The sequence below is a fragment of the Brevibacillus sp. JB24b genome (assembly GCF_051713385.1).
Taxonomy (GTDB): Bacteria; Bacillota; Bacilli; order Brevibacillales; family Brevibacillaceae; genus Brevibacillus_B; species Brevibacillus_B laterosporus.
Map to the genome: position 1 here is coordinate 4804395 of NZ_JBNVQV010000001.1, position 26520 is coordinate 4830914.

At 39.6% G+C, this 26520-nt stretch carries 26 protein-coding genes; 4 read left to right on the forward strand and 22 right to left on the reverse strand.

The window, feature by feature from the left end; all coding sequences use genetic code 11:
• The first annotated feature begins 6 nt into the window (after positions 1-6).
• Entirely contained in the window at positions 7-1467 is a 1461-nt protein-coding gene (locus ACQV1I_RS22485) for a HAMP domain-containing sensor histidine kinase (RefSeq protein WP_116334323.1), read from the forward strand.
• The gene (locus tag ACQV1I_RS22490) at positions 1436-2104 is read left to right on the forward strand and encodes a response regulator (RefSeq protein WP_116334324.1); all 669 of its coding nucleotides are present in this window, start codon (positions 1436-1438) and stop codon (positions 2102-2104) included. Before ACQV1I_RS22485 ends, ACQV1I_RS22490 begins: the two co-directional genes overlap by 32 nt.
• Before the next feature lie 124 nt (positions 2105-2228).
• Here the strand turns inward: ACQV1I_RS22490 and ACQV1I_RS22495 are convergent, their stop codons facing one another.
• A complete protein-coding gene (locus ACQV1I_RS22495; protein WP_116334325.1) occupies positions 2229-3812 on the reverse strand; it encodes an MDR family MFS transporter in 1584 nt (527 codons plus the stop codon).
• A 199-nt stretch (positions 3813-4011) separates the two neighbouring features.
• On the opposite strand from ACQV1I_RS22495, the gene ACQV1I_RS22500 reads away from it, so the two are divergent.
• Positions 4012-4476: a MarR family winged helix-turn-helix transcriptional regulator gene (locus ACQV1I_RS22500; RefSeq protein ID WP_116334326.1), complete on the forward strand. Its 465-nt coding sequence runs from the start codon at positions 4012-4014 to the stop codon at positions 4474-4476.
• Positions 4477-4660: 184 nt separating this feature from the next.
• Here the strand turns inward: ACQV1I_RS22500 and ACQV1I_RS22505 are convergent, their stop codons facing one another.
• The 6 genes from ACQV1I_RS22505 to ACQV1I_RS22530 form a co-directional block, all read right to left on the reverse strand.
• A complete protein-coding gene (locus ACQV1I_RS22505; protein ID WP_438769823.1) occupies positions 4661-5566 on the reverse strand; it encodes a hypothetical protein in 906 nt (301 codons plus the stop codon).
• Positions 5567-5906: 340 nt separating this feature from the next.
• On the reverse strand, positions 5907-6788 hold the full coding sequence (locus tag ACQV1I_RS22510) for an ROK family protein (RefSeq protein ID WP_116334327.1): 882 nt from the start codon (positions 6786-6788) through the stop codon (positions 5907-5909).
• A 48-nt stretch (positions 6789-6836) separates the two neighbouring features.
• Complete coding sequence (locus ACQV1I_RS22515; RefSeq protein ID WP_116334328.1) at positions 6837-7235, reverse strand: DMT family transporter; 399 nt, start codon at positions 7233-7235, stop codon at positions 6837-6839.
• Complete coding sequence (locus ACQV1I_RS22520) at positions 7232-7822, reverse strand: TetR/AcrR family transcriptional regulator (RefSeq protein ID WP_116334329.1); 591 nt, start codon at positions 7820-7822, stop codon at positions 7232-7234. The genes ACQV1I_RS22515 and ACQV1I_RS22520 overlap by 4 nt, the downstream gene beginning before the upstream one ends.
• 301 nt (positions 7823-8123) lie before the next feature.
• Positions 8124-8534 (reverse strand): disulfide oxidoreductase, encoded by a 411-nt coding sequence (locus ACQV1I_RS22525; protein ID WP_094700412.1) that lies wholly within the window; start codon positions 8532-8534, stop codon positions 8124-8126.
• Between the two features lie 3 nt (positions 8535-8537).
• On the reverse strand, positions 8538-9272 hold the full coding sequence (locus ACQV1I_RS22530; protein ID WP_094700411.1) for a DsbA family protein: 735 nt from the start codon (positions 9270-9272) through the stop codon (positions 8538-8540).
• Positions 9273-9909: 637 nt separating this feature from the next.
• Here ACQV1I_RS22530 and ACQV1I_RS22535 point away from each other — a divergent pair.
• Positions 9910-10638, forward strand: a complete 729-nt coding sequence (locus ACQV1I_RS22535; protein WP_094700410.1) for a copper amine oxidase N-terminal domain-containing protein — start codon at positions 9910-9912, stop codon at positions 10636-10638.
• 200 nt (positions 10639-10838) lie between these two features.
• Here the strand turns inward: ACQV1I_RS22535 and ACQV1I_RS22540 are convergent, their stop codons facing one another.
• From ACQV1I_RS22540 to ACQV1I_RS22610, 15 genes are all read right to left on the reverse strand, one after another.
• On the reverse strand, positions 10839-11282 hold the full coding sequence (locus tag ACQV1I_RS22540; RefSeq protein ID WP_104065006.1) for a flavodoxin: 444 nt from the start codon (positions 11280-11282) through the stop codon (positions 10839-10841).
• Between the two features lie 158 nt (positions 11283-11440).
• The gene (locus ACQV1I_RS22545; RefSeq protein ID WP_116334330.1) at positions 11441-11932 is read right to left on the reverse strand and encodes a DUF4188 domain-containing protein; all 492 of its coding nucleotides are present in this window, start codon (positions 11930-11932) and stop codon (positions 11441-11443) included.
• Between the two features lie 141 nt (positions 11933-12073).
• On the reverse strand, positions 12074-13663 hold the full coding sequence (locus tag ACQV1I_RS22550; RefSeq protein ID WP_116334331.1) for an MDR family MFS transporter: 1590 nt from the start codon (positions 13661-13663) through the stop codon (positions 12074-12076).
• 10 nt (positions 13664-13673) lie between these two features.
• Positions 13674-14339 carry an efflux RND transporter periplasmic adaptor subunit gene (locus tag ACQV1I_RS22555; protein WP_116334332.1) on the reverse strand — a complete coding sequence of 222 codons (666 nt, stop codon included), beginning with the start codon at positions 14337-14339 and terminating at the stop codon, positions 13674-13676.
• Between the two features lie 165 nt (positions 14340-14504).
• Positions 14505-15119 carry a TetR/AcrR family transcriptional regulator gene (locus ACQV1I_RS22560; RefSeq protein WP_094700405.1) on the reverse strand — a complete coding sequence of 205 codons (615 nt, stop codon included), beginning with the start codon at positions 15117-15119 and terminating at the stop codon, positions 14505-14507.
• 235 nt (positions 15120-15354) lie between these two features.
• Positions 15355-15837 (reverse strand): DinB family protein, encoded by a 483-nt coding sequence (locus ACQV1I_RS22565; protein ID WP_116334333.1) that lies wholly within the window; start codon positions 15835-15837, stop codon positions 15355-15357.
• 131 nt (positions 15838-15968) lie between these two features.
• Positions 15969-17072: a hypothetical protein gene (locus tag ACQV1I_RS22570; RefSeq protein ID WP_116334334.1), complete on the reverse strand. Its 1104-nt coding sequence runs from the start codon at positions 17070-17072 to the stop codon at positions 15969-15971.
• 280 nt (positions 17073-17352) lie between these two features.
• Positions 17353-19458, reverse strand: a complete 2106-nt coding sequence (locus ACQV1I_RS22575; protein ID WP_116334335.1) for a WG repeat-containing protein — start codon at positions 19456-19458, stop codon at positions 17353-17355.
• Between the two features lie 162 nt (positions 19459-19620).
• Positions 19621-20574 (reverse strand): alpha/beta hydrolase, encoded by a 954-nt coding sequence (locus ACQV1I_RS22580; protein ID WP_094700401.1) that lies wholly within the window; start codon positions 20572-20574, stop codon positions 19621-19623.
• 192 nt (positions 20575-20766) lie between these two features.
• Positions 20767-20943, reverse strand: coding sequence for a hypothetical protein (locus ACQV1I_RS22585; protein WP_155802985.1), 177 nt, complete (start codon positions 20941-20943; stop codon positions 20767-20769).
• A gap of 142 nt (positions 20944-21085) precedes the next feature.
• Positions 21086-22015 (reverse strand): iron-hydroxamate ABC transporter substrate-binding protein, encoded by a 930-nt coding sequence (locus tag ACQV1I_RS22590; protein WP_116334336.1) that lies wholly within the window; start codon positions 22013-22015, stop codon positions 21086-21088.
• A gap of 22 nt (positions 22016-22037) precedes the next feature.
• On the reverse strand, positions 22038-23054 hold the full coding sequence (locus tag ACQV1I_RS22595) for a FecCD family ABC transporter permease (RefSeq protein WP_116334337.1): 1017 nt from the start codon (positions 23052-23054) through the stop codon (positions 22038-22040).
• Positions 23055-23990: a FecCD family ABC transporter permease gene (locus tag ACQV1I_RS22600; protein WP_116334355.1), complete on the reverse strand. Its 936-nt coding sequence runs from the start codon at positions 23988-23990 to the stop codon at positions 23055-23057.
• 482 nt (positions 23991-24472) lie between these two features.
• Positions 24473-25864 carry a sensor histidine kinase gene (locus tag ACQV1I_RS22605; RefSeq protein WP_116334338.1) on the reverse strand — a complete coding sequence of 464 codons (1392 nt, stop codon included), beginning with the start codon at positions 25862-25864 and terminating at the stop codon, positions 24473-24475.
• On the reverse strand, positions 25857-26504 hold the full coding sequence (locus ACQV1I_RS22610; RefSeq protein WP_116334339.1) for a response regulator transcription factor: 648 nt from the start codon (positions 26502-26504) through the stop codon (positions 25857-25859). The genes ACQV1I_RS22605 and ACQV1I_RS22610 overlap by 8 nt, the downstream gene beginning before the upstream one ends.
• Positions 26505-26520: the final 16 nt, after the last annotated feature.

The window sequence follows — 26520 nt, forward strand, 5'->3', positions numbered from 1 at the left end:
TCACTTATGAGATGGATGAAAAAATTTCAGATAAACCAAAAGATATTTGGAACTATCATCGTTGCGCTACTCTTTCTTGCCTCAGTTTTAGGATGGATCATTTGGGATTCACTTACAAAAATGATGGGTGAAGAGCTTAAGAAACGCGGAGTCAATATTGCGAATAATATTGCGGCATTGAGTTCTGACTACATTCTTATTGATGATCAATTTTCGATTCATCTCCTCATCTCCCAGGCACAAAAAGCGAATGAAGATGTTCGTTATATCTTGATAATCAATAGTAATAACAGTCTTGTAGGGCACACGTTCTCCAATCACATACCAAAGGGAATATTACATTCACATACTCCTAATGGCTTAAATAGTCAACAAGTTGCCACACTAACTTCAGACGAAGGGAATATCCACGATATCCTCGTTCCCATAGAAGGAGGAGAGGTAGGCTTTGTTCGCGTTGGCATGGAGGAAAAACAGGCAAAAACCTATATTTTCATTAAGATTGGTGAATTGATTTTAGCGACATTATTGGTTTGCATAGGAACTGCTGGAATCACTTATTATGTTACTCGCTTTATTACGAAACCGATAAATAGTTTGGTTGCTGTTGCAACAGGCATATCAGCTGGAAATTTGACTTTGAGGGCTAAAGTAACAAGTGAAGACGAAGTAGGGAAACTAGCGCAAGCTTTCAATGAAATGGCTGACAACTTAATTAACTCTAACACTGAGGTAGAAACACTATTGAAGGAACTTCAAGAAAAAGACAAGCTTCGAGACACGCTTATCTTGAAGCTGTTATCTGCTCAGGAGGATGAGAGAAAAAGAATTTCTCGTGAACTTCATGATGAAACAAGCCAAGCTCTTACTTCTCTGATGGTCACAATGCGTGTTTTGGCTAATGAAGCTAAAGATATCGAACAGCAGGAGTTGTTGAACTCCAGCCGAGAGATTGCAGCAAGTATTTTGCGAGAAATTAGAGATTTAGCGGTAGAATTAAGGCCACCCATTTTAGATGATATGGGTTTAATCCCGGCAATAAAAAAATATACTAGAAAGTTTGAAGAGAAATACGGTATTGCGGTTATCCTATTCATCCCTAAAGATGAAATGATTATCGATAATCATGCTGCTGTAGCCTTGTACCGAATTCTTCAAGAAAGCCTAACTAATGTAGTCAAGCATACAGTAGCCACCCAGATTGTGATTAATATGAGCATCGTAGATTATGGTATACAATTGACGATCCATGATAACGGGCACGGTATCCAGCAGGAGGATTTTGAAAGGGCTCGCCAGCAAAATCGAATTGGAATATATGGTATGAAGGAAAGAGCCGAGTTGCTTGGCGGTTCTTTCTCTGTCAAAACTACGAATATCGGTGGGACCGAACTCATGGTGTCTATCCCGCTACCATTGGAAAAAGGGGGCAGTAATGGAACAGACAGTCCAAATCATGCTAGTTGATGACCACTCTTTACTGAGATCGGGCTTAAAACTGCTACTGCATAAGAAACCATCCTTAAAAGTTGTAGGTGAAGCTGCCGATGGAGTGGAAGCAATTCGGCTTTATGAAGATATAAGACCTCATATTTTAATACTCGACATCAGTATGCCACGCCTGGACGGAATTCAAGTTCTTAGAGAAATTAAAATGCGTCATGAACAAGCTAAAGTAATTGTACTTACAATGCATGAAGATGAAGACTACATAACATCTATCATGCATGCGGGCGCTTCAGGTTACGTTCCTAAGGCGGCAGTAGATGAAGAATTATATACAGCTATTGATACCGTTATGAACGGATATGTATACCTTCGGCCAAAAGAAACTCAGACATTGATTTCATCAATACTTAAAAGAACGCCGTCAGAAACCGATTCACGAAATCCTTACGTAATTTTAAGTCCCCGCGAACGTGAGGTCTTACGGTTTCTTGTAAGAGGATATTCTCTAGTTGAGACGGCTCAGGAATTAATGTTGAGTATCAAAACAGTTGATACTCATAAGACGAGAATTATGAATAAACTTAACGTTTCTAGAAAAAGGGAACTTGTTGAATATGCGATGAAATATAATCTTTTAAATGACGAACAAGCATAATACGTGGATGAGATGACCTGTACAGAAAATAAGCCGATCGCACCATCGCGATCAGCTTATTTTTATTTTTGCAGAATTTCATCATCATTATCATCATCTTCCGATAGTACCCGTATTGCTCCGGTTAGCTTTCTTGCTGTGATGTACCTTTATCGGCAGAACGTAGCGGTATTTCTTTGAGGAAGAAGACCAACACCAGTGCGACAACCAAGATCCCAGCCCCAGTAAAAAACACAGTTGACAGTGTATCGCTCAATACGGATCGGAGCATATCCATCATTTGTGCAAAATACAATTGAAGTCCTTCCGGCAACGTAGCTTCAATCATCTTTAATTTTGGTTGATCCAATAGAACTTGCGGATTTAGAAATGGTACCAGTTGTTCCGCTTGCTGTGGGTCTAATTGAGACAGATTCAGACCTTCTCCTGAAGCGATCGTTTCTTCCAACTTCCGCTTAAGTATGGAGTTCATGATAGAACCGAATACAGCGATCCCAATCGTTCCTCCTAAATTTCTAAACAAGGTTGCTGTAGCCGTTACCACACCTAGTTGGTTTAACGAAACTGCATTTTGAGCGGCTAATGTAAAGACTGGCATCCCTAATCCTAGTCCCAATCCGAACAAACACATACTCACCACAGCTAATGCAATACTGTTCATAAATCCCATCAGCAACATACCCAGGATCATGAAAAAGATACCGAAAATTGCATAGCGCTTGTATTTTCCTGATTTAGATATCCATCGACCAGCCATACTGCTCAGTATGACCATCATCAATGACATAGGCATATTAACAAATCCAGATTGGGTCGGACTTAACCCCTTAACGCCCTGTACGAAAAAAGGCAAATATACCATAGCCCCCATCATTCCTGCATTCATAAGAAATCCAACAACGTTAGAATTGGTTACAATCCTGTTTTTAAAAAGGGACAATGGCAAAACGGGGCTTTTTACTTTACGTTCAATCAGAATCAAAATAACAGCGAATATTAGCGCTGCTAGGAACAATCCAATAATCTCTATTGAGCCCCATGAATATTTTGATCCTGCCCAAGAAAAGCCTAATAAAAGCGTAATAATGAAAAGAGACAAAAAGAGCGAACCCCAATAATCAATCGATTCCGATTTAACACGGGGTGTCTTTGGAAACATCCGTAAGATCATCATAAAAGCGACAATTCCAAGAGGCAAAAACGCCCAAAACAACCATTTCCAATCCATATTATCAATCATGATACCACCTAAGGTCGGTCCAACAACGCTGGAAAAACCGAAAATAGCCATCATGAGTCCTGTCCATTTCGCTCTTTCACGAGGCATAAATAAATCACCAACGGCCATTGTCGTGACGGACATCAAAACTCCACCACCTATGCCCTGAATTCCCCGATACACAATCATCTGAAAGATATTAGTGGATAAGCCGGTAAGAAAGGAACCCAACATGAAAATGACAATTCCAGTTAATAGGAACGGTTTTCGTCCGTAGATATCCGATAACTTACCAACCAAAATAGTAGCCACCGTAGAGGTTAGCATATAAACCGTGATGACCCATGAGTAATAATCCAAGCCGCCCAACATAGCGATAATCCTTGGCATAGCTGAACTGACAAGCGTTTGATTGATGGCCGCAAAAAACATCGATGCCATTAACGCGATCATTACAACAACTTTTTGTTTCTGTGATAAGTTCTCCATTCCATTCCCCTTTACTATTGTGTTAAAACTTATATCTTGATAAAATAATTAGGTAGGCAACCTAATAAATATTATAAGGCTGATTTTTATATTTTCAAGATTTATTTTGAGTTAATACCTTCATTATCATTCCCGAATATTGAAAGCTCTTGTGTTAGCTGTATTCGTTTACGTTAAAATAACAATTGAGGTGGTAAAAATGAATGCAAATAGCTATGAGAATGTTACACAATTAAGAAGTCTGTTCTCACGTTTAGCAAAGTCAGACTGGCGAAAACAACAAACCAAATGGAACATTAAAGCAAGTGAAGTTCGTTTACTGCTGGCTGTAAAAGAAGGTAGTAAACAGGCGGACAACGAAGGCATTACTGTTTCTGATATTAGTAAAATTTTGCAGGTCACTTCTCCAACCGTAACCCAAATGATTAATAATTTGATTAAAAATGATTATGTCAAACGTTCGGTCCATCCAACAGATCGAAGAATAGCTGAAATAACGTTATCTGAAAAGGGTAAACAAATCGCCAAAGAGGCCAGTGAACAGGCTACGAATATTTTTGAAGGGTTAATTGATTTCTTGGGCAAGGAGCAGAGCGACCAGCTGGTGTATCTCTTAGAGCAATCATTTACTTACTTCGAACAAATAAATAAAGAACAGATATAAACTGACCCAGAAATAACTAGTTAAGTAAACAGACGTCCGACTCGCCAAATCGGACGTTTTTTTGTATACAGATATCTCCTAATAGGACAACAGCAAGTTGTTATCGTAGATGGTTGTCTATAATGATTGACAGTATAGTTTCGCTTTCTTCACAGAGCCTTATCCAATTATATGCATACTTCAATTATTCAGCATTTGCTTCTAGGTGTTTTTTGTTTTGCATGTTTTCTAACAACTCATGTAGCAGTTTGTTCACTGTATCAGCATCATCCGCATCGGCTGCTACTTTAATCTGTTCCATGATATTTTCTTTGCCTTCACGAACAGCGTGCTTAAAGCCCAATTTTTCCATTTCTTCTTTTGCCTGTTCTTGAGTTAACGTACCATTTTTCATTTGTTCACGAATTTCATCTAGCTTTGTCTTGGTTGCTTCATCCACTTCTACTTTCCCATATTTCACATTACCTTTGTCAAAGCCTTTCACACCAAGCTTCTCATTAGCTTGTTCTTGAGTTAACGTACCGTTTTTTACTTGTTCACGAATTTCATCTAGCTTTTTCTTGGTTGCTTCATCCACTTCCACTTTCCGAAATTCCACATTGCCTTTGTCAAAGCCTTTCACACCAAGCTTCTCATTAGCTTGTTCTTGAGTTAACGTACCGTTTTTTACTTGTTCACGAATTTCATCTAGCTTTTTCTTGGTTGCTTCATCCACTTCCACTTTCCGAAATTCCACATTGCCTTTGTCAAAGCCTTTCACACCAAGCTTCTCATTAGCTTGTTCTTGAGTTAACGTACCGTTTTTTACTTGTTCACGAATTTCATCTAGCTTTTTCTTGGTTGCTTCATCCACTTCTACTTTCCCTTTTTCCTGCTGGTCAAATAGTTTCTGGAAATCGTCAGCTAGATCAGGATTGTATTTGTTGATAATCTTCATTAATTCTTGTTGATTGGTTTGTCTATTCTCTAGTGAGTCGTATCCGCCTTTTTGATGAAAGGTTCTTTCTACTTTCGTTTCATCTACATTTGTATTCGTTGCCGCAAAGGCCGCCGTTGGTGCAAAAACTGCTAGTGCTAACGCCCCAATCATCCATCTTGATGCTTTTTATTCATTCAAATCAAGCCCCTTCATAGTTAGTTTTACAAGAATAACTTCTTATAAGAACAATGTACTAACGGGGCATGTCAGGTGAATGTTCATCTTGAGGAAAAGTTGTGGGAAAGCTGAGGTAGACTATGGAAATGAGTTTTTCTTGTAAAAAAGCATAAATAGCTGGAGCGGTTGGAGCAACGTTGGTTTTACGTTTGATTGAGCAGTGCGATTACAAAGAAGGGTTGAGCAGTTTTCATTTGCTCAACCCTTTATACTTATTATCAGTATCATCTTCAAACACCTATCAGCTTCTATTCCTCCATAACTAAAATTACTTTTACCCCTGCACCAAGCTTCCCTTTGCTAATGCCAAAGCACCAGACACCCCTGCATTATCTCCAAGGGCTGGAGGAACAATGTAGGTTGATAAATCACCATAGAAATACTCATTTTCACTCACATAACCTTGTAATAGTTCGATCAATTGTCGACTCAATAGTGGATATAGTTGCTTTTGCTTCATAACCCCTCCACCTATGATAAGCCTTTTAGGAGCTAAGATAAGGACATAATTCATCAAAGCCTGCGCTAGATAATAGGCTTCTAGTTCCCAAACCTCTGTGCTTGTTTGCAATTCTGTTCCCTGTTGATTCCACCGTTTCTCAATAGCTGGTCCAGATGCCATGCCTTCTAAACAGTTACCATGGTACGGACACACACCTGTAAATGAATCTGTATGATGTGGTTTTAACAAAATATGTCCCATCTCTGGGTGAGACATACCGTGTAAAAGCTTCCCTTCCACAATAGCTCCAACACCAATTCCAGTACCCACTGTCATATAGATGCAACTATCTAAGCCTTTAGCGGCTCCCCAAGTAGCTTCTCCCAATGCAGCAGCATTCACATCTGTATCAAAGGCAATTGGAACCGAAAAATGTTCTTTCATATGACCAAGAACATCATAATTTCTCCAAGCCAGCTTTGGTGTATTCATTACATACCCATAGGTATTACTACTCGTGTTTACATCTATCGGTCCAAACGAACCTATCCCAATTGCATCTACGTTCTTTCGATGTAAAAAGTCAATAACCTGGTCCAATGTTTCTTTTGGCGTCGTGGTTGGAAAGCTAGTCCTCTCCAAAATATCACCATATTCATTCCCGATTGCACAAACAAACTTCGTTCCACCTGCTTCCACAGCTCCAAGTCTCATCTTTTGGTGCACTCCTTTGCAACCCGAATGTTTTTTCCGATTGTTTACTTACTGGTACGAGCTATCCCTATTATTAGATGCTACCATTTCAGCTTCTTCACTGTGCTTTCCTTCTGCTGATCCACCATGGGAGTCTCCCTGCAAATTTAAAAGAACACACCCAGCAATGATCAATAGAATAGCAATCACCTTTTGTACGGATAGGCTATCTTTAAACCAGATAATTCCAATAGTCGCAATCAATGCGGTACCTATCCCTGACCAGATTGCATACACAACGCCAACCTCTAGCTTTTTTAAAGCTAGGCTTAACGAAGAAAAACAAATCAGATAAAACACAAACATAAGAATGGTTGGCCATATCTTTGTTAATCCATTCGACAGCTTCATCATAGTCGTACCTGCAACTTCTAATAAAATAGCCACCCCTAAAAAGACCCAGCTCATTTCGCTCTCTCCTCCCTATTTTCCGGCTCAATCTCTTTATTTCTTACACCCTCCACCATAATATCCATGATGGCTTCCAGAGCCTCTTGCACTGTCATTTGCTGCTGTGTGAGCGGAGACTGATAGGTCATCTGTTGTAAGGAGCCTATAAACATCTGGATAAATACCTTTACATTCACAGGTCGAAATATCCCTTCTGCAATCCCTTCTTCCATAAACCTACTTATATTGTCCCATCCCTCATGCATGAGTGTGTTAAAAATCTGCCACTGATCAGGATAAAACCTCTTTAATTCTGCTATAAATCGTAAATCAAACGTGATAAGCTCACTAGGGATGACCAAAAACAGTTGTTTTAGTTTTTCAATCGGTCCCAACTGCTTATTTTGTAGGATTTCTGTTTCTTTATCGAAATAATGCTGCATATCCTGCTGAATAATGTAGGCAAGTAGCTCTTCTTTGGATACAAAAATGCCATATAAAGTCTTGGTACTAATGCCTGCAAGCTGAGCAACGTTTGCCATTGTGAATTTGATGCCATATTGTTTTATCTCTTCTTTCACACACATAGCAATGCGTTCTTGCATTGAAATCACCTCCTGGGGAATCAAGGAAAATATTTTATTTTTTATATTTTCCACTTCCACTACTAAGTGTACAAGAAAAAATATGTATTGGCAATCCACTACCACTCGTCCCCTTTGGTGAAGCTACATCACCATTCCGGATGTAGCTTATCTGACATTTCGGCTTGGCAGACGAATCGATATACTGTTGCATAAACAAACAGAGTGTTGGAATTAACTCTTCCAACACTCTGCTTGTTTGTTTCTATTTTCAAATCGTTTTTGCATTTCATTTGATACTTCTATACTCACTTTTTCTACCTTACTCGGCATCTGCCTCTCTTTTCACTACAAGCAGACAAATTGTAATAATCACAAAAGCAACTAATGCCAAGAAAGGTATTGTGATGAAGCCAAGCCAATTAATATACTCACCTGTGCACGGCACACCTTGGGTACAGAGGGCTGCCCCCTTCATAAAGGGTACCTTCTGCACGCCATAGTGATAAGCTGAAGTGATCATTCCCACGATCGAAAGCGGCAATATGTATCTATAGATACTGGTATCATTACGATACACAGCTATCCCTAACAGGATTGTCAATGGATACATCAAAATTCGCTGATACCAGCAAAGCGTACATGGTACAAAATGCATTACTTCACTAAAATAAAGACTCCCAATCGTTGCAATAAGTGCAGTAATCCAGGAAAATACTAACGACTTATTCATGCACTATTTCCCCTCTGTAGCAGGGGTAGCTGCTTCTTCTACAGCTTTTTTGAAGTCATCCATCGTACTTCCCTCAAATCGCTTCCCATTAATGTATAAGGTTGGCGTTCCCCTTACATCAAGCCTTTTTACAATAGCCAAATCTTTGTCAACAGCCGCTTGATATTTCTTAGCCGTGAAAGCCTGCATTACCTTTTCCGTTTGTTGTTGGTCAGCTATTTGGCTTATCAGATCTTTTAACATACCTTCTGTAAAGTAATCCTGCCCTTCTAGCTTAAGATCTGCTGGTTGGTTTTTATACAATAAATCATGGAATTTCCAGAAAAAATCATTCCCTAATTCTCCATAAACAGTTTCAGCAAATAAAGCTGTACGATGAGAATCTACAGCAATAAATGGATATTGCAAGAAATAAAACTGAGCTACTCCAGTCTCTACAAAATCCTTATCAATCTGTTTTACAAGCTCTTCATTAAATGTTTTGCAGGCTGGGCACTTATAGTCACCAAACTCAACAATTTTAACTTTGGCAGTCTCTTTCCCAAGATAAGGCTGCCCTTCATAGTCTGTAGCTTCCATCAATGCCAACTGCGTTGATTTTGGCATAAGGAAGAGATACGCTACCACTAAAACAGCTATGATTCCGATACTCCAAAAAATCCATTTTGAAGATTGATCAGATGCTTTACCTTTTTTACCTGATCCAGCTTTCATCTTTTTGTTGTGTTGCTGTTTCAACTTGACACCACCCATACTATTATTTATTTACTTACAAAAGTACAGTTATTTTCCATAGTAGTTGATATTTTGATTTATCGCAATGCCGTGATCTTCTCTAAAGTGGATATTTTTTGAACGAATTGTAATAGTACTTCTATTTTTGATTTTATTATAATCAGCAATCTTTTCCGAGTATCTTCAGTATATTTTTTATATGTTTGGAATTGCAAGTCTATTATTCCTTATTTAAAACGGTAATGTTACCTTACGTAAGCATCATGATGTAATGATTAAATGACTTTTCACACCATTTCCTCAAGTTTACATTACTGAAACATTAGTAATTATTACCATTATATACTTTGGATAGTTTTATCTTAACTAAGAAACTTTCCCAATATGAAAGCTTTTAACTAAAATATTGGAAAAAAATCAAACAAACTTAGCAGGAAAAAAGATGAAAATGGGTCGAGAGTATGACTTTTTTCTCTTGTAAAAAACCGTGATAAGCACTATTCTGATACTTAGCCGTATATTTCTTAGGAATTCGAATGTAGGGAGAATTCCAAGCCAATTTGCCGTTTCAATATCAGGATAAAGTGTTTACAAATGAATAACAAAAGACGAATTGATCCACTATCTGGAGGGGAAAGACATGTTTAAAAAGAAAACACTACTTTTGCTGTCCTCAGCTTTGTTAATTGGGGCTTTGCCTGCTACAACTGATGCAGCTGTCGTGAAAAAAAATATTCAAGCTACTTATAACAATGTGAAAGTAAAGTATAACGGCTATGTAGTTAATACTGATACCGAACCATTCATCGTTAACGGTACTACATACATCCCACTACGCATGATGGCAGGCGTATTTAACAAGGATGTTTCTTGGGATCAATCTACCTTTACAGTAACTGTAGGAGACCGTGTAGACCCTAAAATCGCACAACTACAAGCTGAGCTTGCTAACAAAGACTCTAAAATCTCTACGTTAGAAAAAGATGTTACCTACTATAGAGATCAATTAAACAAAAAGGATACAGATAAAAAGAAAAAGAGCAAAAAAGATGATGTAGATGATCTGGAAGACGATTTGAACGATACTTATGGTAAATGGAAAAAAATCGAATGGGATATTACCTTAAAAGGTGATGAGGATGATATCGATGTAAAAATTAAAGTCGACCTTGATGATTACAAGAGTAAATATGAAGACCTAAGCGATTCAGAAATCAAAAAATTCATCAAGGATATCTGTGATGACATCTGGGATGAGTTTGACGATGCTAACATTGATGGAACCATCTATGATACTGATGGTAAAGATGATTTGTGGGAATTCGAAGGTAAAGGTAAAACCAATAAAGTTACCTACGACAAACAATAAGATTTTTTATTCACCTTCGTCCCGGAGACCTTCTCCGGGGCTTTTTTGTATCAGGTTCACTTTATAAGCGAAAGCCTTCCAAACGGAAAGCTGAACAGAACAAGAAACCAGACATGAAAAACAGAAACTCTCTGTTTCATCTTCTGGCTTCTTTATCATTGATCACTATATCTAATAGAAGTTACTCTCACCCCAGACTATTACCCAAGCTTCTGTGCAAAGGTAGACCCAAACTCCTTACATTCCTCAATCTCCTTATCTCCAGGTGACAGCTCTACCTTCAAGCCTTCCAACACGATTTCTGCTCCTAAGGATTGCAGCTTCTTAGTCAACGTTTCTACAGCTTCTCCAAACATCGGATAGCTAGTATCTCCAGAACCGAAAACTGCCGCTTTCTTACCACTAAGATCAAGTCCGTCCATTTCATCGTAAAAGTCGAGGAATTCATCTGGCAGATCTCCGTCGCCCCAAGTGTATGCCCCTAACAGGATTGCATCATATTCAACCAAGTCAGCAGCTTTCGCATTCCATACCTCTTTTACTTCAATTTCTACCCCTTGTTCACGAATGCTTCCAGCAATCAATTCTGCCATTTCCTCGGTGTTTCCTGTCATGCTCGCATATATCATCCCAATTTTGCTCACGGAGATCTCTCCCTTATATCTATATTTCTAATCCTTAAATGAAAATTATTATCACTTACATAATATTGATACTGATTCTCATTGTCAATATTTTTTTATAAAAAACAAGCTGATTCTTACATCAGCCTGTCACCTAACATCATAGACGAAACCCTGCTTTATTCTATTTTCTCTTCAGGAGGATGTGCTGTTAATCTTTTTCTAGAGCTTTGATATCTACCTGTTGCAGGTACCTGCCCAATTGCCTTTGCTAGTCCGAACAACGGCATATTCGCATAAATCGCCTCATACTTGGCAGGTTCCATGTTATATGTTTCATGAAAAATACCTACACTTCCATCTGAACCTATTTGACGTTGAAAAGCTTTCCAAGCCTCCAGATGATAGCCCCCGTGTGCATAGGTTTCTAGCTGTTCATATGAATTCCAATACTGTATGAGACCGATTGTTCTACCATTCCAGCAATATTCTGCTCCCATAAATCCTAATTCCGGATGCTGGTATAACTCTTTAAGCATTTTCCCCATTGCTAAAAAGACAGGAAACCATTTATGGATAGCCCACCATTTATTGATGCGCATCCCAATGTAAAACACCACAAATGATTTTCCAGCTGTTGCAGCAAACCGACCATTTTGCACGTTACTCATCATCTTCTCTCCCATTCTTTTCTTGGATTGTCACTTGGCATTTTCCGTGATTGTTACCATTCCTCCGCTATCGAATCTATCTCTTCCTCTGGTACACCTGTACGCTTGCCACCCTGTTTCATCGAAGTATCCTTCATTTTTTCATTCATGTGGCACTGATTGTTTCGGTGATGCTGCATCAGATATTTTCTTTTCCCGTATCAAAAAAATCAATGCAAGAGCTACTATGAATGCGATCACTGCCATGGCCAAGCTATCTTGCAAAGCCTGAATAGTAGCATATTTTCGAACCAGTTGCTCCATCAATCCTAATGACATGCCGTGAGCCTCCTCGCTCGAAAATCCTTTACTACTAAACATCTGTATAAAATGGCGGAGTGTCTCACTAGTTACTACGCTTTTATATGTAGCCGTTTCTGATAATTGAACGGTATGTGTAGCACCTCGTTGATAAAAATAGCTAATTAAGCCAGCGATTCCAATCGATATAGCCATTTGTCGAGAAACGTTAGTAATGACAGATCCTGCCGGTATCCTGCTTTGATCAGTAATGGCTAGCAGAGGAATATGCATAGAAGTCATTAAGCATAGCCCCATTCCCATACCTCTGAGTACCAGTAACGATGTTATGTAGTTCATATCCGTATGCAGGTCGATCTGAGCAATGCCTACCCCAGATAGGATACAAAGTGCAATTCCAGTAATAATAAAAGGCTTCACCCCCCATTTAGGAGCCAGCATTCCGCTTAACGGAGTTACAATACCAGATGCAATAGCTTGAGGTAGTAAGAGAAGTCCTGTTTCCATTGCTGTTTTCCCTAGCATGTTTTCCGAGTAAATGGGTAGCAGATAAATGACACTGAAATTAGCTGCCATGATCAAGCTGTTAACCAAAACACCTATTGTAAAATCTCGATTAGCAAACAAACGGATATCCACTAAAGGCTCTGATGTCGATAGCTCTCTCTGTATAAATAAAACACCACTAACTAACGCTGATAAAAATAATGAAACGATGTAAAAGGAACTCCAGCCCTCCTGTTCCCCCTTGGTAAAGGCTAACAAGATCGTAACAAGAAATACACTAGCGTACACAAATCCAGGTAAATCAAAGCGGTGATTTCCTTCTGCGCTTGTCTCTGGTAAAAAGCGCCAGACCAAATAAAGAGCCAGTAATCCAAATGGAATATTTACAGTAAAAATCAGCCGCCAATCCAGATATTCTACAAAATAGCCACTCAAGCTAGGTCCGATTGCTGGAGCGACAAATACCGAGATACCGAATACTCCCATTGCAGGGCCCATTTTTTCCGCAGGCACAACATATTGAATCATCGACTGTCCAATTGTCATCATCAAGCCACCCCCCATCGCTTGAACAATCCTTGCTGCGATCATGCTTCCATTGCTCCACGCAAAACCACAAAATAACGAGCCTAACGTGAACAGGAGCAGGCTGACAAGATAACTTACTTTCATACCATAACGCACACCTATGTATCCAGAAAGTGGAATGACAGCAGCCATTGTAAGTGTATAGATCGTAACAACCCATTGAATCTCATCTGTAGAAACCCCAAAAACATTCATCATTTCTGGGATAGCCACGTTAACAATACTCGTATCCAATACCGCCATAAATGTGCCTAACACGATGGCAAATACAGCAGGCCAAAAGTTCTGAGTGGAAGAATGCATAGGATTTAGATAACGCTGTTTCGTTCTACTCATGATTTTTCTCCTATCTCACAAGAATCGTGACCGAAGCATTACTTCCAGGCTTAAAATTAAACGCTTGTTCAACAAAGCTGATCTTAACCGGAATACGTTGTGTTACCTTCGTAAAACTACCTCCTGCATTTGTTGGGGGAAGCAAGGAAAATGTGGACTGCGTCGCTTCTCCGACATATTCCACCTTGCCTTGATACACATGACCGGGAAACATATCTAAGCGAATTTCCACCGGCTGCCCGGCTTTCACATATCCTGCTTTGGTTTCTTCAATATTGGCCTGGATATATAAGCTTGCTTTGTTCATTACAAGAGCTAACGGATTACCAGCTCCTACAATCTCCCCTTGATTTGCAAGCTTTTGGATGATGATCCCATCAATTGGAGATCGTACAACTAGGTTTTCTAAAGAAGAAATATTACTCGCATTTACTTGTTCAAGTTTGGAAACAACTTGATTCATACTCACCTGAGTACCTTCTTCCAAGTTGAATTGTTCTATTTTCCCTGGTACCTTAGCTGCTATTTTGTAGATTTCACCTGTAACATGAGCGTCATCAGTTGTTATGTAATAGTAATTTTTATAGCTGTAGTACAAAATAACCAAGATGACCAATAATAGAATACTCGTAAGGATTATTGTAAAATTGCGCGTTTTTTTAGGTCTTGCTTCCATATAAGCTATACACTCCTGTCAACAAACCGACTGGCGGTTTGTGCTTAATAAAAAAATATTGAGCTACTAAAGTAGGAGCTAGTATTCCATATACGTAACATTTGAAACATTTCCTTCACCTATAGGTCAAGCAGATGGAGATCAAGATTTGACCCCCTGCTATGCCTAATTTTTTTGACTGTCTTCGTTTTTGTTTTGTAATAAATCATTCATAATAAGGTATAGATCATCAGCCGAAAATTGATTTATACCCATTTCTTTTGCAATAATACTCCCATACATATTTGTCATAAAAAAATGGGCTAGTTTCAGTGGATCGACATTTTTGGAAATAGCATCAGCCTCCTGCCCACATTGTATCCACTTCATTTGCATATCAACAGAGAACTGATGAAATCGGTTTAATAAAGTAGCAATCTCTTTATTTTCTTTTTGAGAGAGGAGATAAATAAAAATTTGACTGGAGACCTCCTTTTCTCCCTCTAGCAATTCAGTAAAACCATCAATGATTGATTTTAATGGATCGTGCAATTCTCCACGTTTAGCAATTTCAACTTGATATTGAAATTGCTCATTTACCTTTTCCATTTTCGTTTGCAAAATATAGGCAAACAACTCATCCTTGCTTTGCACATAATGATAAATGGCCCCTTTTGACAACTTGGTTCTGTTCATAATTTCTTGTAGGGTGGTTTGCCGGCATCCCCGTTCATGAATAATCTCTTCCGTAGTTGCTAGTAGCATCTGAAATGTGGAGATGGAGTGATTCTGTTGTGTCATGAGCACGTTCTCCTTTTGGAATGATTTCCTGATTATCATCTTACATACCGACCGACGGTTTGTAAAGATAAAAATAAAAAACAGACAACAGATTGGCAGTCTGTTTTCCCTTATATCGTTTTCATAAGACCACGTAGGGACTAATTATAAAGAATTTTCTTTTTTAGGACTATATTCACTATCATAGCTATCGGCATACATAAAAAGAGCCTCATCCTACTCTTTCATTTAACAACTACACGGATAAATGTGCTTTAATCTCTTTGATCTGCTCTAGGTGTCTTTGCTCATGGAATCCAACAAATTCTATCCATTGATTTATGTCTAGAAGCCCAAATGCTGGATGTGTAAATCCCTTCTTTGCAAGCTGAGAACTCTCTGCTCCTTCATAAACAGCTAACAAAGAAGTACGAGCAGACTCTAGCTTCAGCAATAGATCCTGTACATGCTTAGGCTCAGTTGTTGGTTCACAAGAAGCGGGAGCTTGCACTCTCTTGCTACGATCCAGTATTAATGAAATGGGCTTTGGTTCTATTTGTACCTCTTCATTACTCAACGCTTTTTTAGCATGGTGAGCTACTGAGATTTCAGTCAGGTATAAATGCTCCAACACCTGCCCAATTGTCCAGACACCCTCCACAGCTCTCTGATTGATTTCTGTATCTGACAAGCCATCTACAGTCTCAATTAATTCTGCCCTGACTGCATGTATATTCATGTATGTACCTCCTTCTCTTAGAATTTTTCCATTATCAATGTATTCTTCACGTTAATTGGGATTTCCTGTATCTCTTACACCTGTAGACCATCAACTCGCAGGTAAAAAACAATGGAAGATGAATTTTCCCCTTAGCATACTGATATGTACTGTCCTATTGGTAAATATTCTCCCATCCGCATAGAAACCTGTTGACCAAGAGGGATATTTACTGCTGTGCATGGAAAACATGCCGATACCACCATATTGCGATAAATGACACCTTTTACTGGCTGGTTGCCCAAATCAACCCAATTGTAACCACGCTCTGGTATGGCAAAAGCGGGACGTGGAGCTCCAAAACCTACTAGCAATGTAGCAAATCCTTGTTCGTCCAATACAGTTTGGTAATCAGCTAACGTACAAATAGTAGCAGTCCCTACAGTAGAAACAAAGGACATGCTCCAATACCGCATATTTTCTAGTCCTGTAATGGACTGGTTATGGTACGTATCAGGAAACGTGGGAGCTTTCCATCTCAGACACAAATACTGAGCAGGCGAAGAGCAAAGGGACGCATACATATAACCTCCCTGCGGGTTTCCAAATAAAACGAGATTTTGCTTGTATGATGGCCGAGACCAGGTAAGCACATTAGTTGTAGGCGTCAAAGGTACTGTTCGATTTCCTATTGGTCTAGACGGCATAGTGCATAACTGACTGCTTTGTTGTAAAATTGCTTCCAAATCTAACGGCTTCTGATTTTTTACTCTGAGTCGTTTGCCGTCCTTTTTGCGCCTATAGATGATTGTTGGTAGCTCCCCTCCTGCTTCGTCTGTCCCTTCACTTGCTACATAAATACGGTAGACTAAAATCCCCCATAAATTAGGTTGTCCATTAGGCAGTGCTCCAATAAAAAATGAATTATTTCCTACCCCTGGAACAAAGGGACATACATATTTCGGCGGTGGGGTGAACTGAAGCTTGAGTGTATAACTGCGATTCATAGCTTCCCAATTCGCGTGTGGTTCGAACGTATTTACACACCCTTCGTTTGGAATTAGCATTTGATCAAACGCACTTGCAATCACCTGTTGATTGCATCCGTACACCGTATAAGACATATAACGTGAACAAGGATATTCTCCCTCAATAATGATCTCTACTTCAGGATCAACTACAAACGGATAGAAATAATACCTTGCATTACAATCAGGGTACAACGCATTTTCTTGAAAAGTCGTCCACTCACTCATGATATTTCCTCTCCTCTTCCGAAAATGAACCGCTTTTGTTTACTTCCCCTCTCTTGTTGCTCAGCTTCGTGCAGATGATCCGATTCATACATCCATCCCTTTTGATTTATTCACATACCTTATTTCGCATTCTTAAAAAAATAGATGCTCGTCCAATAAATCCGTCCAGAAATATGAGCCTTGGGGCAGTAAAGGATAGAATGGCCATACGAATATTTTTCGAACATAAACAAAGCCACAACTCAAAGAATTGAATTGCGGCTTTCTCGTATCTAGCTGGTTAATGAAACGACTTCCAAAATGCTCCCTGTGTATGAATAATTGACATAATATTTTGAAATGGAATGCGAAAAGTAGGAAATCCTGCAACATAAGGAGCGATTTCATAGGGAGCGAAATAGATATAAAGAGCGTCCTCTTTAATATAAAAGGGCTGGTTTGGTGCTATTCCTTTGTAGGTCTCAGGAAAAACATAGGAGTATTGTGGGTCTGTCTTTATCTTTTGACCGATAATGTCACTTAGCACCTTTACATAGTTACTAGTAGGCTTGAACAAATCTGGTAGTGTATAGAATTGTCCTGTAACCAAATCAATTGGGGTATATATCTGTGTAGGCATTCCATGAGCAGCACCAAACGGATAGTTATAACCAAGTAGCTTTAATTGCACAAGCTGATTGTTAAAAAAATCAACGGAGAAGTCACCGAAATAATTATAATCTAGCTGGGCATTCTGATCGATCGGCTTGATTTGAGATAAGTCTTTTAAACGCTTGTTTACCTGTTCCTGCACCGCTTTGTTAGCCATTCCTTCTATTTGTGGATAGTAGACGAGATAATCCTTGTTAGGATGATATATCTCTTCTTTGACCCGGTATTGCTTGGTAAGCGGAATAACCGTGTTTTGTGCGTAAATCAATGTGCCATTTGGCTTGTAATAACTTACACGCTGGTTCACATCAGCCTTAATTACGTCTCCCATTTTAGTAAGTGTTCCGGTCCCCTTAATAATTGGTAGATTCTTCACGGTCCTCCCTGAACGATCAATAAAGAAGGTGGTTTGTTCATTAGTCGCTGAAGCTACCCCATCCTGATAATTCTCTACTCTGTTGTATACGAATTCTGTCAAAAAACGGCCATCCTTATCAGCAATTGCATATGTAGAACCCATGTATGGTGCTTTGTTGTCTTTTAGAACGCCTACTGCTACCCGGTCTTCCCCTAGCATCTCAATATCACTATACCCCGGCTTAATTTTGAATGCTCCCGTTTTATCAATCAGCCCCCATTTAAAAACGAAATCATCCACCGATGTATCTACTACAGCACGCCCTGATTTGAATGCCTGTGCTGAAGTAAATTGCGGCTCAATGATTATTTTTTCTTGTTCATTCATATAGCCAAACGGTTCTTTTTCTTTCTGCTGAACAGCCATTAATCCATCGCTCAACGATCCTACAGTATGGTAGGGATACGTATGTAATACCTCCCCGTTACGACCTAAAAGAGCATATTGATTTTCTTTGATTTTAACAACTGCCTTCCCATCTATGAAATCATTGGCTTCTTCATATTTGTTAGGAATCACAATCCTACCTTCCAGATTGAGATAGCCATATCGATAGTTCCCCTGTACATCTGTATCAGCAAATATTGCCCTACCATTTTGATACATCCCGATATAAGAGTGAGGTTTGTCGCTCAACACTGTTCCCTTGTCATCTATCACCCAAAAGCCTTTGTCATCGATTACAGTTGCTCGACCTTCCGTAAACGAGTTAATTGAACTGTATATAGGTTTTACAACGTACTGAGCTAATTCATTGATTAATCCGGTACCATTTGCGACTGAAACAATAGCAAGCCCGTTCTTTTGAAAAGGAAGAGCATACACAAATTGAGGAACGATTAAAAACTGTCCGCGATCATTAATGTAGCCCCATTTCACTCCTTCCCTCGTACTCATGGATGCCGGATATAGAGCAATTGATTTTTGGTGTATTTGCATGCGAATATGTTGAATGAGATCATTCCATTTCTCTACATAAGTAGATGATGATTTGATACGGATACCTGTCTCTATAGATTCAATAGCCATAGCAGGTAGATTTTCTTGTAATTGAGCCTTAGCTAGACAATACCAATAGAGTGGATGGGCAGTCCCTTCCTGAAGTACCTGCCAACCACCGCAGTCTTGTTTTAGCATCACCAGTGAAATTCCCCCGTGCCATCTATAAGCAACAGCTGCCCCCATATTGCCTTCTTTGTCCATGTCGATAGCACGAACATAAGATGAATTATGAGGCTCCCTCATCGGCAAAACCTCTGCACCTTCTGGCAAATGGCTCCATGCCACCTCTAATACATCCTGTTCCTCCCACATCATGAGGCACCCTCCTCTAGTTGTGTTTTTGATATTCTATGTATCAGAAAATGCAACGTGCCCAAACAAAAAAGCATCTGTCACAGCAAAAACGCTAGAAACAGATGCTTTTAACACTAATTTTTAATTTTTGGGAGGAAGATATCTAAACACACAACTGCTTTCCTAGAGTACCTTTTCAATAAAATTCTTTACACGCTCTTGATACTCTGCTTTTGCTACGGTAAATGATTTCGTGTGCCCTGCTCCAGGTACTATCCAGAGTTGTTTCTCTCCTTGTGCAGCGTCAAAGATGCGATATGCCATCTCTGTTGGTACCAGCTTATCCTGATCACCGTGGATGATAAATAATGGTCGAGTATTCTTCTTGACTTGCTCTATGGGAGACACTTCTTCAAACGAATAGCCTGCCCGTAGCTTAGTAGTCCAACTCGTTGTTTGCATAAGCGGGAAAGTCGGCAACTGATACAAATGCTTCAACTGATAGGCCAATTCCTCAGTCATAGTGGTAAATCCACTATCCTCAATAATTCCTTTTACCTCAGGTGGCAGCTCCTCTCCGCTAGTCATTAAGACTGTGGCTCCACCCATGGAGACACCATGCAAGAAAATATGCTTGGCTTTTGCCTGTTTCGTTAACATTTTAATCCAACCCAGATAATCTTTACGATCATGCCAGCCATATCCGACATAGTCGCCTTCACTATTACCATGCCCGCGAGCATCCGGCATTAACACCTGAAACCCCAAGTCATGGTAGAACTTTGCGTAGCTTTTCATGTCTTCCCCTTTGCGACGGTAGCCATGAGCTAAAATGACTGCCCTGTCACTAGGTTGTTCACTTGGTATGTAAGTAGCTTTTAGTTTCAATCCGTCGAATGAGGTTTGCTCTAGACTGCCTTTTTCCTGCTTTTTGTACCATTCCTCTACGTTGATTTTCTCCTGTTCCACTGCTGCATTTACAGGGGTAGCGGAAGCCTCTTGTTCACCAGAATACAGTGTGACTTGACCACCACGACTGATGCTGATTTGATAAAAATAGCTACTAGCGGCAATGATCGCAATAAAAAAGAAAGCCACGATTGAGCCACAAGTAATCATGATTCGGCGTTTGTTCATGCGTGTTTCTCCTCTAAAGTAAGCTTATTCTGTTATTACAAGGTGGTTCGATGTCACATTTTATTGAAATAGATATCAATACCAATTAATTCTATAAAAAATAACAAATCCCTCTGAATAAACATAAAGTAAAAGCAACCGATACCCCTACAATGTGCATCACATGCTTTTATTCCTTTACATAAGATGCGGTTATTCCCAGCTACCGTATTTTTGTCTGAGATTGTTACATGTAACTAACCCTTTTTGTAGAGAAATAGGGCATATTCCATTATATTTTTTAATCTCACTATTGATGCCTGCAATCTTTTGCTGTATATAATCTTCGCTCGCGTCTTGATCCATGAGTCCTATCGCTTGTTTCATCAAATCTAAAGTGATTCCTCCCTCTTTACTAAACTGTTCTACCTTGTAGTACTATCTACCATCTCTTTCTATATAAATATTTCCATTCCTTTTTTCAATAAACAAAAAGCCATGCTCAGGATTTTCGCATGACTTTCTGCTTTGCCTATTTACTAAAGATTTCCTCAGCGTTATCCAACGCCATTTTCGCACCGAGTGCTGAATAGTCCAGCCATGGTTGTTCAGGAATCATGTAGACGTGGTTTGCTTTCACAGCTTTTAAATCTTTCCAGATCGGATTGCTCTGTAATTGCTCAAATACCTTATCGGCTCCACCTCTATTATTCACAATAACAAAGATGGCATCTGCATCAAAATCAGGGAGTACCTCTTGAGAAATCACTTCAAAAGCTTTCTTTTTATTAAGCTTCTCTACACCCTTGGCAGGTTTCAAGCCTAAATCATCGTATAGAAGAGGTCCCATTGGTCGTCTCGTACTAAACACACGTAGCTCTTTCCCCGTTACTCGAATTCCCATCACGGTACCATCGCCGACCTTGTTATGTATGAGCTGTTTCACACGTTCAGCCTGTGCTTCGTAATCTTTAATAAAGGTTTCCGCTTGTTGTTCTCGGTTGACAAGCTTCCCTACTTTTTTCAAAGTATCCCGCCATGTTCCATCATCTAGGTTAAAGGAATGCGTTTCAGCAATTTTTTCAAACTTAGACAAATCACTCCCTGCATATTGTTGATCTACATAAATCACATCTGGCTTTAATGCTAAAAGAGCTTCCATATCAGGGTCTGCTACTACACCTAATGGTTTCGTATCCTTCAAACGATCAGCTACGTGAGGCAAGAAGGATTTTAAATCGCCACCAATTACAGAACCAACTGGAGTAATTCCTAGTGCTAGGAGATTATTCGTCAAATGAATTGACATAGAGGCAATCCGAGGCTCTTTCTTATCTGCCGGTTGCTCAGCTGTTTGCCCTTTTGTCGACTCTGTATGATTCGATTGCGATGTACTTTGACCGCAAGCGGATAATACAAAAATAGATAGAATACACATAAAAATCATTAATTTCTCTTTCATTTTTTCTCCTTCTGAAAATTATTTATTTTGTTTTACATAATACGTATAAAAAATAAGGAGCACCTACAGCGGCTACTACTACACCTGCCGGGATTGCATTCGGTTGAAAAATGGAACGCCCAATCGTATCTGCGATCACCAAAATGACCAATCCAACAAGACCTGCTATCGGTAGCAAATGCTGATGCAATGGCCCAACAAGTCGACGAGCCAGATGAGGAGCTACTAAGCCAATAAAACCAATTCCTCCCGCCATCGAAACACTAGCACACGATAGGGCTACAGCTGTCCCCAGTAACAATAATCGTTTACGGTTCACAGCAGTCCCGATCCCCATTGCTACTTCATCCCCAAGCGAGAAAGCATTAAGTGCTTTTGATTGGGCGAGTGCATATGGAGTAAATATCAGTATCCATGGCAGCAATGCCACCACATTGATCCAATCTCGTCCCCAGACATTACCGACCAGCCACCTAGAAGTAAAAGCATATGTCGTTTCATCTAAGGCAAGTGAGAGAAACAGCGTAATTGCACTGAAGCCAGCTGTAATGGCAATACCAACCAGTATGAGGCGAATAGGCAGTAACCCTTTATGCCGATCATAAGCGAGTAGCATGATCAGTACCGCAGTCACTACCCCACCTAGAAAGGTAAACAGCGGGATCAGTAAGGCAGAGGCTCCTTTTAGTGATTGAAAAAAACTAACAAAGATCATCAATCCAAAAGAAGCTCCTGCATGAAGACCCAGAATCCCCGGATCTGCCAGTGAATTACGGGATAACCCTTGCAGAATAGCTCCGGAAACCCCTAAGCCCACACCAGCAAGCATCGTGACAACAATACGTGGAAGACGGTATTCAAATAAAACCATCATATCCTCTTGACTACCATTGCCAATAAAGGCTTGTAAAACAGTTAAAGGAGCAAGTCGGATAGAGCCTGTATTGAGACTGATAAGAATGGTGACTAAACTAATAAACACCAGGATGACTCCGACCATCCCTGCTCGCCTTTCTCTACTGAGAATTCGCTGTTCCATTTATAAGCCTCTCCTTTCTTTGCGGGCAAGGTAAAGAAAGAAAGGAACACCGACAAGTGCAACCATTACGCCAATCGCTAACTCTCTAGGCGGATTTATTGTCCTTGCTCCTAAGTCAGCTACTACTAACAGGGTTGCCCCTAAAAGAGCTGACATTGGAATAATATATCGATAATTAACTCCTACTAGCTTTCGGGAAATATGCGGAATCACTAAGCCTACAAATCCAATTGAACCAACAGCTGAAACGGATACCCCAGCAAGCAGTACAGCAATCGCCATTCCAAGTAAACGAATCTGCTTTGTATGAACACCTAAATTATCTGCAACGTCGTCGCCTAATGAGAGTAACGATACAGAACGTCCCAATAGAAAAGCACACAAAATGGCAATCAAGATAACCGGCACCAGTACAGTAAGATGAGACCATCTAACCCCAGAGACACCCCCAGCATACCAAAAGGCCAAATCTTGACTCAAATCATAATAAATAGCGATTCCAGAACTAAGTGAATGTAAAAAGGCTGCAACAACCGCCCCTGCGATCGTTAAACGCAACGGTGTTAGCCCTCCAGCTGCCTGTGATCCCAGTAAAAAGATGAGTATGGTACTAAGCACGGCTCCTAGAAATGACATAATCATCAAGCTCGTGTAAGACAAACTTGGCAAAAATGCAAAACTGATTGCTACAACAAACGTAGCGCCTGCATTAATCCCCAAAATTCCTGCATCAGCTAGTGGGTTACGAGTAACTCCTTGCATCAACGCTCCTGCAACTGCGAACGCTGCTCCAACAACGGCCGCCCCAATCACACGTGGCAACCGCATTTCATGAACGATTTGATGTGTCGTCAGCTCCGGATTATAAGAAGTAATGGCCGTCCATACCGTACTCAGTGTCAAATCCTTTGCACCAAATGAAATAGCTACAAACATAGAAGCAACTAAACCGACAAGCGACAAGATAAACAACACCCCAATGAGTGAGGGTCCCCATCTTGCTGTTGTTTTTATCACAAGCTTATTCAACAAAATTCCTTCTCCTACAAACCATTTCTTGTTTGAATTTTATGTACCACTAGTTTACTTAACGGTGAAAATGATAATTATTTTCAGTTGTGATTATAGCTTGGTTCTTTATGAAAAATCAAGAAAAAATATAAGCACAATCTTTTTTTGATTTTTGTGAAAGTTGTTCTGTCCTGTTATCTATGGAGTATAAAACCCTTCCCTTGTTTCGATTAAAAGACCCAGTACCTTTTGGCACTGGGTTCATAGGGAAAGAAACAGGATTGCCTATACAGAATTCCACACATGAAGGATCGTCGCATTCCTCTACTTTGTTACTTTCAATACCTTATCTAACACGTCGGCATCTGTATCAATTGTATCAATTGTTTCAATTCTATCAATCTGTTCTATTTCATAACATTCGCTAAGGGCATCGTAAAGTAAAAAGCAATGATCTCCTGTTCTACGCGTACTCCAAATGATGCATGATGTTTCTGCAAAATGGTTTGAACAATAGATAATCCCAATCCGGTACCACTCAAATTCTTATTTCGGGAGCTCTCGATTACATAGAAGGGTTGCCAAATTTTTTCGGAATATTTGCTATCCCAATACTCAATACCATTTTTTATACAGAACACCAAATGCTCTTCATCTCTTTGAAGCAAGATTTCTATCTGTTGATTTTTTGTGTACTTCACCGCATTACTGATAAAATTATCAAGCACAATCTCAATCCTTGCTCGATCCCCTACAACAAAACAATTGCTTAGTCCACAATCTTCTACTGTGAGAATGAGGTCTTTCTGCTGAATAGCAATCTGATATTTGTCTATGGTTTGCTTCCATAAAAGACAAAAGTCAAATGACTCCATCGTGAATGAGTCATTCTGTAGTTTGGACAGATTCAGTAGCTTGTCTACAATCCCAGACATATCATCCGCTTGCCTTTTAATAACATCAATGAACGTGCCATCATCTAGCCCATCCTTTATCCCGGTAGAGTACGCTTTGATAAGCGAAATCGGTGTTTTTAACTCGTGGGAAATGTCCGAAATAAATATGCGTAGGTTTTGATTTTTTTCTTCCAACGCTTCTAGGGCCTCTTTTAACTTGTCACTCATAATATTTATGCTTTCCGCCAAGCTTTCTATTTCATCACCAGTCTGAATCTCGGATTTTTGAAAAGACAAATGAGAGATGTCCTCTGCCGTTTGTCGTAGCTGGCTCAGGGGACGTACAATTTGCCTAGAAATGAGCCATGATAATCCGATTGTCAATAATAGTGTTCCTATCGCTAAATATAAGTTAAATTCGTTAACCATTTGAATAAATGCACTTGAATGGGCAATGGAATCACCGATAACGAATAATGCACCATTCTTGTTTAAAAAAGTTACCAAAAAACTAGTCTCTAGCTTCTCTTGGCTATAAATTTTGCGGACTGTCTCATGCTTTTCTAATTTTTCAAAGCTCTCTTCTGTAATCCAGAATTTAGACAGCGTAATTCCTTTTTTATTTAATGCGTCTCGTACCAAACCATTCAATTCATTGATATCTGTACGAAAAGGTGCTTGCACAATTGTTACGTTGTAGTCATACTCCAGCTTTTCAACATCATGGAGTAATTGTGCTATATCCATTGTTTCCAGCTTAGAAGTAAGCTCTGCTAAATTAATTTTTTTCTGATGCAAAATATAGCTTGGTAAAAAAAACGTAGTAAGTAGATAAGACAGCACAAATACAAAGCAAATAATACCTGATGTGCGTAAAAATAGCTTTCGACTTAGCTTATTCATGTCCGACTTCCAAACTATATCCGACGCCACGATGGGTCTTGATAAGCTGCTCCCCAATTTTTTCACGGAGCCTACGAATGTGTGTATCTACGGTTCTTTCTTCTCCATAATAATCGAATCCCCAAACCTGATCTAATAGCGTTTTCCGCGATAAAATTCTTCCACGATTTGTGAGAAAGCATTTCATTAATTGGAACTCCTTTTTCGTAGCCTCTAGGTCGATTCCATCCTTAAATATTTTGCCCCCTTGCATATCCACCCGCAATGGACCAATCCGAATGTTATCTTCTATTTGCAGTAGCTTTTTCGCTCGTAATAGTAAAATTCGCGGCTCAAAGGGCTTCCTAACATACTCGTCCGCTCCCATTTCTAAAGCCATCAGTTCGTCCTCATGCTCTCCTTTAGCTGTAAGCATTAATACTTTGGTGGTATGATGTCCTTTAATCTCTTTGCACACCTCAAGTCCACTAATCTTTGGCATCATCCAATCAAGCACGGCTAGATCAATCCTTTGATTATAAAAGACCGCTAAGGCTTCCTCACCATCTTGTGCTGTAAACGTCTGAAATCCCTCTTTTTCAAAATAGAGCCGTATAATTCTCAGCATGTCCAGATCATCGTCTGCAAGTAATATATTCATAGATACTCCTTGTTTC

What these genes read in the sequence shown, in the direction of transcription:
- ACQV1I_RS22485 (WP_116334323.1), top strand. Translation starts at nt 7, where the DNA reads ATGAGATGGATGAAAAAATTTCAGATAAACCAAAAGATATTTGGAACT.
- ACQV1I_RS22490 (WP_116334324.1), top strand. Translation starts at nt 1,436, where the DNA reads ATGGAACAGACAGTCCAAATCATGCTAGTTGATGACCACTCTTTACTG.
- ACQV1I_RS22495 (WP_116334325.1), bottom strand. Translation starts at nt 3,812, where the DNA reads ATGGAGAACTTATCACAGAAACAAAAAGTTGTTGTAATGATCGCGTTA.
- ACQV1I_RS22500 (WP_116334326.1), top strand. Translation starts at nt 4,012, where the DNA reads ATGAATGCAAATAGCTATGAGAATGTTACACAATTAAGAAGTCTGTTC.
- ACQV1I_RS22505 (WP_438769823.1), bottom strand. Translation starts at nt 5,566, where the DNA reads ATGATTGGGGCGTTAGCACTAGCAGTTTTTGCACCAACGGCGGCCTTT.
- ACQV1I_RS22510 (WP_116334327.1), bottom strand. Translation starts at nt 6,788, where the DNA reads ATGAGACTTGGAGCTGTGGAAGCAGGTGGAACGAAGTTTGTTTGTGCA.
- ACQV1I_RS22515 (WP_116334328.1), bottom strand. Translation starts at nt 7,235, where the DNA reads ATGAGCTGGGTCTTTTTAGGGGTGGCTATTTTATTAGAAGTTGCAGGT.
- ACQV1I_RS22520 (WP_116334329.1), bottom strand. Translation starts at nt 7,822, where the DNA reads ATGCAAGAACGCATTGCTATGTGTGTGAAAGAAGAGATAAAACAATAT.
- ACQV1I_RS22525 (WP_094700412.1), bottom strand. Translation starts at nt 8,534, where the DNA reads ATGAATAAGTCGTTAGTATTTTCCTGGATTACTGCACTTATTGCAACG.
- ACQV1I_RS22535 (WP_094700410.1), top strand. Translation starts at nt 9,910, where the DNA reads ATGTTTAAAAAGAAAACACTACTTTTGCTGTCCTCAGCTTTGTTAATT.
- ACQV1I_RS22545 (WP_116334330.1), bottom strand. Translation starts at nt 11,932, where the DNA reads ATGAGTAACGTGCAAAATGGTCGGTTTGCTGCAACAGCTGGAAAATCA.
- ACQV1I_RS22550 (WP_116334331.1), bottom strand. Translation starts at nt 13,663, where the DNA reads ATGAGTAGAACGAAACAGCGTTATCTAAATCCTATGCATTCTTCCACT.
- ACQV1I_RS22555 (WP_116334332.1), bottom strand. Translation starts at nt 14,339, where the DNA reads ATGGAAGCAAGACCTAAAAAAACGCGCAATTTTACAATAATCCTTACG.
- ACQV1I_RS22560 (WP_094700405.1), bottom strand. Translation starts at nt 15,119, where the DNA reads ATGACACAACAGAATCACTCCATCTCCACATTTCAGATGCTACTAGCA.
- ACQV1I_RS22565 (WP_116334333.1), bottom strand. Translation starts at nt 15,837, where the DNA reads ATGAATATACATGCAGTCAGGGCAGAATTAATTGAGACTGTAGATGGC.
- ACQV1I_RS22570 (WP_116334334.1), bottom strand. Translation starts at nt 17,072, where the DNA reads ATGAGTGAGTGGACGACTTTTCAAGAAAATGCGTTGTACCCTGATTGT.
- ACQV1I_RS22575 (WP_116334335.1), bottom strand. Translation starts at nt 19,458, where the DNA reads ATGATGTGGGAGGAACAGGATGTATTAGAGGTGGCATGGAGCCATTTG.
- ACQV1I_RS22580 (WP_094700401.1), bottom strand. Translation starts at nt 20,574, where the DNA reads ATGAACAAACGCCGAATCATGATTACTTGTGGCTCAATCGTGGCTTTC.
- ACQV1I_RS22590 (WP_116334336.1), bottom strand. Translation starts at nt 22,015, where the DNA reads ATGAAAGAGAAATTAATGATTTTTATGTGTATTCTATCTATTTTTGTA.
- ACQV1I_RS22595 (WP_116334337.1), bottom strand. Translation starts at nt 23,054, where the DNA reads ATGGAACAGCGAATTCTCAGTAGAGAAAGGCGAGCAGGGATGGTCGGA.
- ACQV1I_RS22600 (WP_116334355.1), bottom strand. Translation starts at nt 23,990, where the DNA reads ATGTTTGTAGCTATTTCATTTGGTGCAAAGGATTTGACACTGAGTACG.
- ACQV1I_RS22605 (WP_116334338.1), bottom strand. Translation starts at nt 25,864, where the DNA reads ATGAATAAGCTAAGTCGAAAGCTATTTTTACGCACATCAGGTATTATT.
- ACQV1I_RS22610 (WP_116334339.1), bottom strand. Translation starts at nt 26,504, where the DNA reads ATGAATATATTACTTGCAGACGATGATCTGGACATGCTGAGAATTATA.